Here is a 5,945-nt window from a genome sequence, read left to right on the forward strand (position 1 = left end):
CCCCCCGACCCGTCCTCGGGGGGCGCTCCGTGTCTCACCGGTCCGGCGCGGGAACGGCGCCGCCGGTTCAGCGCGGGAACAGCGCCCGGGCGGCGGCGGCCAGCGCCTGCTGGGCGCGGGCCAGCCGGGCGGCGTCCACGCCCCCGTCCCGGGCGGTGTCCCGGACGTGGTCGCGGAAGCGGTCGAGCAGGCGCTCCAGCTCGCGGGCCGGGTCGCCGGCCGGGTCGGTGCGGGCCCAGTCGGGCAGCTCGGCGGGCTCGGACGGCTCGGTGGGCTCGGCGGTCGGCTCCGGGGCGGCCGGTCCGGCGGCGGTCTTGTCCAGGTCGATCCGGACGGCCGGCTCCTCCGCCGCGCCCCAGCGCGCGGCGTCCGCCAACGAGCCCAGGCCGCGGGTCAGTTCGGCCAGGCCCTCGGCCAGGCCGGCCGACCAGTCGCCGCCCGCGGCGTGCGCCCGGACCTGCTCCTCGACCCGGCGCTTGAGCCGCAGCGCCTCCTGCTGGGCGGCGGTGCGGGCGGCCTTGGACTGCTCGCGCAGCTTCCGGGCTTCGGCCTCGGCGGCCTTGGCCTGCTGCCGGGCGGCCTTCTCCTGCTCCTTGGCCCGCCGGGCCTGCTCCTTGGTCTCGGCCTTGAGCCGGGCGAACTCCTCCTTGGCCCGCTGCCAGGACTCCTGGTCGCGCCAGGGCGCCCCGCCGGGGGCGGCGGCGCCGGGGGCGGCGGCCGCCTGCGTCCACAGCTCGGCGCGCAGGTCCTTGGCGTTGTCCCGGACGTCCTGCCGGATGGCTCCGGCGAGCTGGCCGACCGAGTCGTGGATCTCGGCCTCCAGGTCGGTCAACTCGGCCGTGCGGGAGGTGAGTTCGCCCCGCCCGAGGTCGGTGAGCCGGTAGACCTTGCGGCCGCCCTCGGTGGTGTGGCTGACCAGGCCCTCGGCCTCCAGCTTGGCGAGCCGGGGGTAGACGGTGCCCGCGGAGGGCGCGTACAGGCCGTGGAAGCGCTCCTCCAGCAGGCGGATCACCTCGTACCCGTGCCGGGGGCTCTCGTCGAGCAGCTTCAGCAGGTACAGGCGCAGCCGCCCGTGGCCGAACACCGGTGTCATCAGGACTCCTTGGTCAGGTCGAGCGGGGCCGCCGGCAGTTCCTTGGCCGGGCCGTCCTCCTCGGCCTCGGGGCGGCGCTGGACGGTGACCGCGCCGGTGACGGTGGTCACCGAGAGGCGGCCGCGGCCGGTGCCGAGCTGGCCGGAGAGCTTCTTGGAGCCCCAGCCGCCGCCGACGCTCAGCTCGGCGAAGGCGCTGGAGAGCGTGCCGCTGGTGGTGCCGGCCTCGACCTTGGCGTCGGCCAGGGCGGGCAGTCGGACACCGACCCCGCCGGAGACGGTGTTGACGGCGATGTCGGTGGGGGTGGCGGCGTCCAGGTCCAGGGTGACGGCGCCGGAGACCGAGTGCGCCCGGATCTTCGTCGCGGAGCCGGCCACCAGGGTGACCGCGCCGGACACCGTGTTGACCTTCAGCTCGCCGGACAGGCCCTCGGCGTCCACGTCCCCCGAGACGGTGTTGGCGCTGACCTGGCCGGTCAGCCCGGCCAGCGTGGTGGCGCCGCTGGCGCCGTGCACCCCGACCTCGCCGGCGATGCCGGAGACGGTGGCGTCGGCGGAGACGGTGCCGACCCGGACCACGGCGGAGGCCGGCACCGCGACCGTGACGTCGGCGCTGCGCTTGCGGCGCAGGCCGGAGAAGAAGGACTTCACCGTCTGCACGGACTTCACGGCCGCGCCGAACTCGCTCCAGCTGAGGTCCTTGTAGGTCACGGTCAGCACGCCGTCCTCCAGCGAGACCTGGAGCGGCTCGCCCTCCAGCCGGGACACCTCCAGCCGGGCCGGGCCTTCGGTGGGCACCACGTTCACCGCGCCGTCGACGACGCGCACGTGCAGGGTGTGCACGGTCTCGTCGAGGGCGATCTGCTGGGCACTGTCTACCGTCCACTGGGTCATTTCCGGCTCCCCGTCCGTCCTGTCCTCCGATACGCGGATACGCGATGTATCGCGTCCTTCTCGTTATTCACGATATATCGCGTAGCCGGGAAGTCAAGGAGCCCCGACCCCGATCCCGACCCGGCCCCGCCCCTGAGCCCACCCCGAGGCGCGGCTCCGGGACGGGCCGGGGTGCGGCTCCGGAACGGGCTCGGGGAGGGGCGGGAACGACGACGGCCCGGAAGGCGAACTCGCCTTCCGGGCCGCGCTGCTGACGGTTCGTCAGCCGGTCACTCGTCCTCGTCCTCGTCGTCCAGCCGGGCGAGCCAGGTGGCCAGCCGCTCCACCGGCACCTCGAAGTCCGGGTTCAGGTCCACGAACTCCCGCAGGCGCTCGGCCAGCCACTCGAAAGTGACCTCCTCCTCGCCACGCCGGCTCTCCAACTCCTCGATGCCGCGGTCGGTGAAGTACACGGTGGTTCGCTCCGGGGGTGGGTGGTTCCAGGTCCGTCGGGGTCCAGGATAGTGCGGCTCCGATCAGCCGTTGTACCGGTAGTAGCTGAGCGAGAGCGACACCGCGCCGTCGTTGGTGACGTTGCCGATCTTCATGATCGCCACGTTCCAGGTCTGCCGGTTGCGCACGCAGATCATCCGGCCGGGCGGCAGGTCGGCGTACGGGAACGACGCGCTCGGGTTCTTGTCGATGGCGTCCGAGCACTCCTGCGGGGTCAGCGAGTCCGCCTTGCTGAGGTACCGGTCGAAGTCGTCGGGCACGTACAGCTTGTCGTAGCTGGGCCGCAGGACGGTGTCCCCGAGGGGGGAGGTCGGTACCACCTTGCCGTTGAGCAGGTCGAAGCCGTAGTCGTTGCTGGGCGCGGACAGTTCGCGGTCGGTGTAGACCGCGGTGAACCCGGCGGGCGCCCCGCTCTTGTGCGGGGAGGGCGAGGCGGAGGCCGAGGAGGAGGGCTTCGCCGGGGTGTCCGACGGCGCCGCCGTCACCTGGTCCTGGCTGCCGCCGCCGTCCCCGGCCGGGGACGGGCCGACGGTGACGGTCTGCGTCGCGACCGGCTTGCCGTCCTTGCCGTCCTTGTCGTCCTTGTTGAACGCCTTCATCAGCACCAGCCCGCCGGTGGTGCCCGCCAGCAGCGTCACCAGCGCGACCACCAGCAGGGTCTTCCAGGACACCCCGCCCCGGCGCTCGGGCTTCTTCTCCGGCTGCGGCTCGGCGGCCAGCGGGACGGCGGGCGCCGGCGGCGGGGTGTGCTGCTCGGTCAGCCGCAGCGTCGGATCGGCCGGGGCGACCGGGCCGGTGACCGCCTCCGAGGTCGGGGTGAGCGGCCCGAACGCACCGGCCGGGGGCGCCACCGGGGGCGCGGGCGGGGCGGCGACCGGGGGCGGGGGAGTGGCGGGCAGCGCCGGGGGCGCCGCGGGCAGCGGGGTCGGCGGCGTCTTCGGCAGGTCGGAGCGCCGGGTGATCTCGGTGTTCACCTGGCCGGGCAGCCAGTCCTCGCCGAAGCGCAGCTGCCCGCCGACCACCGGGTGCTCCCGGGCGGCCTGGATGATCTCCGCGGGCGTCGGCCGGTCCGCCGGGTCCTTCGCCAGGCAGCGGCCGATCAGCTCGCGCAGCTGCGCGGGCACCGTGCTCAGCTCCGGCTCCTCGTGCACCACCCGGTACAGCACCGCGGTGTCCGGCCCGTCGCCGAACGGCGGCGCGCCGCCCGCCACGTACGCGGCCAGCGCGCCCAGCGCGAACACGTCGGTGGCCGGGGTGATCTTCTTGCCCTGGGCCTGCTCCGGCGACATGAACGCGGGCGAGCCGATCCGGTAGCCGGTGCCGGTCAGCGCCGTCGCGTCGGCGGCGCGGGCGATGCCGAAGTCGATCACCCGGGGCCCGTCCGAGGCCACCAGCACGTTGGCCGGCTTGAGGTCCCGGTGCACCACCTGGACGCTGTGGATCGCCTGCAGCGCCTCCGCGATGCCGCCGACCAGCAGCAGCACCGTGCGCACCGGCAGCGCGCCGTGCTCGCGCACCACCTGCTGCAGCGACGGGCCGGGCACGTACGAGGTGACCAGCCACGGCGCGCCCGACTCCAGGCCGCCGGAGTCGATCACCTGCGCGGTGTACAGGCCGTGGATGCGCTGGGCGCTGCTCACCTCCTGCGCGAAGCGGCGGCGGAACTCGCCGTCCTCGGCGAACTCGGGGCGCACCACCTTGAGTGCCACCGGCCGCCCGCCCGGCGTGTACGACAGGTAGACCCGGCCCATGCCGCCCGCGCCGAGCCGGGCGAACAGCCGGTAGCCGCCGACCTCCCGGGGGTCGTCCGGCAGCAGCGGCTGGAAGACCGGCGGGAGCGGTACGGGATTCTGCGGAGTGTCGGCTGCCATGCGGCGGGTCCCCCTCGGAAGTGCGGGTCGAAAGACGGCCGTCCGGCACCCGGCGGCGGAAACGGCGAACCACAACCTACCGACCCGTCAGATCCTGTGCAGCCCACGGCGTCGGGCAAAGCGTCACGGTCCGGAAACGGAACCGCCCCGCCCCCGGAGAACCGGGGGCGGGGCGGTCACTGCCGTGCCGCGCTCAGCGCGTCAGAGCGAGAACACCTCTTCGACCAGCGCCTGCTGTTCGACGGCGTGGCGCTTGGCGGAGCCGACGGCGGGGGCGGAGGAGGCGGGGCGGGCGACCCGGCGCAGTCGGGCGTCGCCGCCGGTGCGGCCGATGACGACCTGGAGGTGGTCGACCAGGTTCATCGCGATGAACGGCCAGGCGCCCTGGTTGGCGGGTTCCTCCTGGGCCCAGACGAACTGGACGTTCTCGCCGTAGCGGCCCAGCTCCTCCTGCAGCTCGGCCACCGGGAGCGGGTAGAGGCGCTCGACGCGGACGATGGCGGTGTCGGTGACGCCGCGCTCGGTGCGGGCGGCCTCCAGGTCGTAGTAGAACTTGCCGGAGGTGATGACGACCTTGCGGACCTGCGCCGGGTCGACCGTGGTGTCCCCGATCACGGGGCGGAAGCCGCCGGTGAGGAACTCGGAGGCGGCGGAGGCGGCGGCCTTCAGGCGCAGCATCGACTTCGGGGTGAAGACGATCAGGGGCTTGTGGTGGGGGTTGTGGGCCTGCCAGCGCAGCAGGTGGAAGTAGTTGGAGGGCAGGGTGGGCATGGCGACGGTCATGTTGTCCTGCGCGCACAGGGCGAGGAAGCGCTCGGGGCGGGCGGAGGAGTGGTCGGGTCCCTGGCCCTCCATGCCGTGGGGGAGCAGGAGGGTGACGCCGGAGTGCTGGCCCCACTTCTGTTCGGCGGAGGCGATGTACTCGTCGACCATGGTCTGGGCGCCGTTGACGAAGTCGCCGAACTGGGCCTCCCACATGACCAGCGCGTTGGGGCGGGTCAGGGAGTAGCCGTACTCGAAGCCCATCGCCGCGTACTCCGACAGGAGGCTGTCGTAGACGGTGAAGCGGGCCTGGTCGTCGGTCAGGTGCATCAGCGGGGTGTAGTCCTCGCCGGTGTTCCGGTCGATGAGGACGGCGTGGCGCTGGCCGAAGGTGCCGCGGCGGGAGTCCTGGCCGGCCAGGCGGACGGGGTGGCCCTCCATCAGCAGGGAGCCGATGGCGAGTGCTTCGCCGGTGGCCCAGTCGATGGTGTTGTCCTCGACGGAGGCGGCGCGGCGCTGCAGCTGCGGCAGCAGGCGCGGGTGCACGGTCAGCCAGTCGGGGAGGTTGACCTGGGAGGCGGCGATCCGCTTGACCGTCTCGGCGGAGATGCCGGTCTGGATGGAGACGGGGAAGTCGGCGACCGGGCGGCCGGTCTCGGCCGGGGCCGGGGCGGCGGTGGCCTCGCGGACCTCGGCGAAGACCTTCTCCAGCTGGCCCTGGAAGTCCTGCAGGGCCTGTTCGGCCTCTTCCATGGTGATGTCGCCGCGGCCGATGAGGGCTTCGGTGTAGAGCTTGCGCACCGAGCGCTTCTTGTCGATCAGGTCGTACATCAG

At 73.7% G+C, this 5,945-nt stretch carries 4 protein-coding genes and 1 pseudogene; all 5 read right to left on the minus strand.

Annotated elements, in window-relative coordinates:
- Positions 1-67: 67 nt before the first annotated feature.
- Positions 68-1,093: a PadR family transcriptional regulator gene (locus ACFUEL_RS33290; protein ID WP_380240902.1), complete on the minus strand. Its 1,026-nt coding sequence runs from the start codon at positions 1,091-1,093 to the stop codon at positions 68-70.
- Entirely contained in the window at positions 1,093-1,986 is an 894-nt protein-coding gene (locus ACFUEL_RS33295) for a DUF4097 domain-containing protein (RefSeq protein ID WP_380240904.1), read from the minus strand. Before ACFUEL_RS33295 ends, ACFUEL_RS33290 begins: the two co-directional genes overlap by 1 nt.
- A 269-nt stretch (positions 1,987-2,255) precedes the next feature.
- A complete protein-coding gene (locus ACFUEL_RS33300) occupies positions 2,256-2,438 on the minus strand; it encodes a DUF6104 family protein (RefSeq protein WP_380240906.1) in 183 nt (60 codons plus the stop codon).
- 63 nt (positions 2,439-2,501) lie between these two features.
- Positions 2,502-4,349, minus strand: a complete 1,848-nt coding sequence (locus ACFUEL_RS33305) for a serine/threonine-protein kinase (RefSeq protein ID WP_380240908.1) — start codon at positions 4,347-4,349, stop codon at positions 2,502-2,504.
- Positions 4,350-4,550: 201 nt separating this feature from the next.
- A pseudogene (gene kgd / locus ACFUEL_RS33310) lies at positions 4,551-5,945 on the minus strand (multifunctional oxoglutarate decarboxylase/oxoglutarate dehydrogenase thiamine pyrophosphate-binding subunit/dihydrolipoyllysine-residue succinyltransferase subunit); the annotation flags it as partial.

Source organism: Kitasatospora sp. NPDC057198, assembly GCF_042670125.1.
Classification (GTDB): domain Bacteria; phylum Actinomycetota; class Actinomycetes; order Streptomycetales; family Streptomycetaceae; genus Kitasatospora.

Coding starts and splice junctions, on each gene's coding strand:
- ACFUEL_RS33305 (WP_380240908.1), bottom strand. CDS start 4,349: ATGGCAGCCGACACTCCGCAGAATCCCGTACCGCTCCCGCCGGTCTTC.
- ACFUEL_RS33290 (WP_380240902.1), bottom strand. CDS start 1,093: ATGACACCGGTGTTCGGCCACGGGCGGCTGCGCCTGTACCTGCTGAAG.
- ACFUEL_RS33295 (WP_380240904.1), bottom strand. CDS start 1,986: ATGACCCAGTGGACGGTAGACAGTGCCCAGCAGATCGCCCTCGACGAG.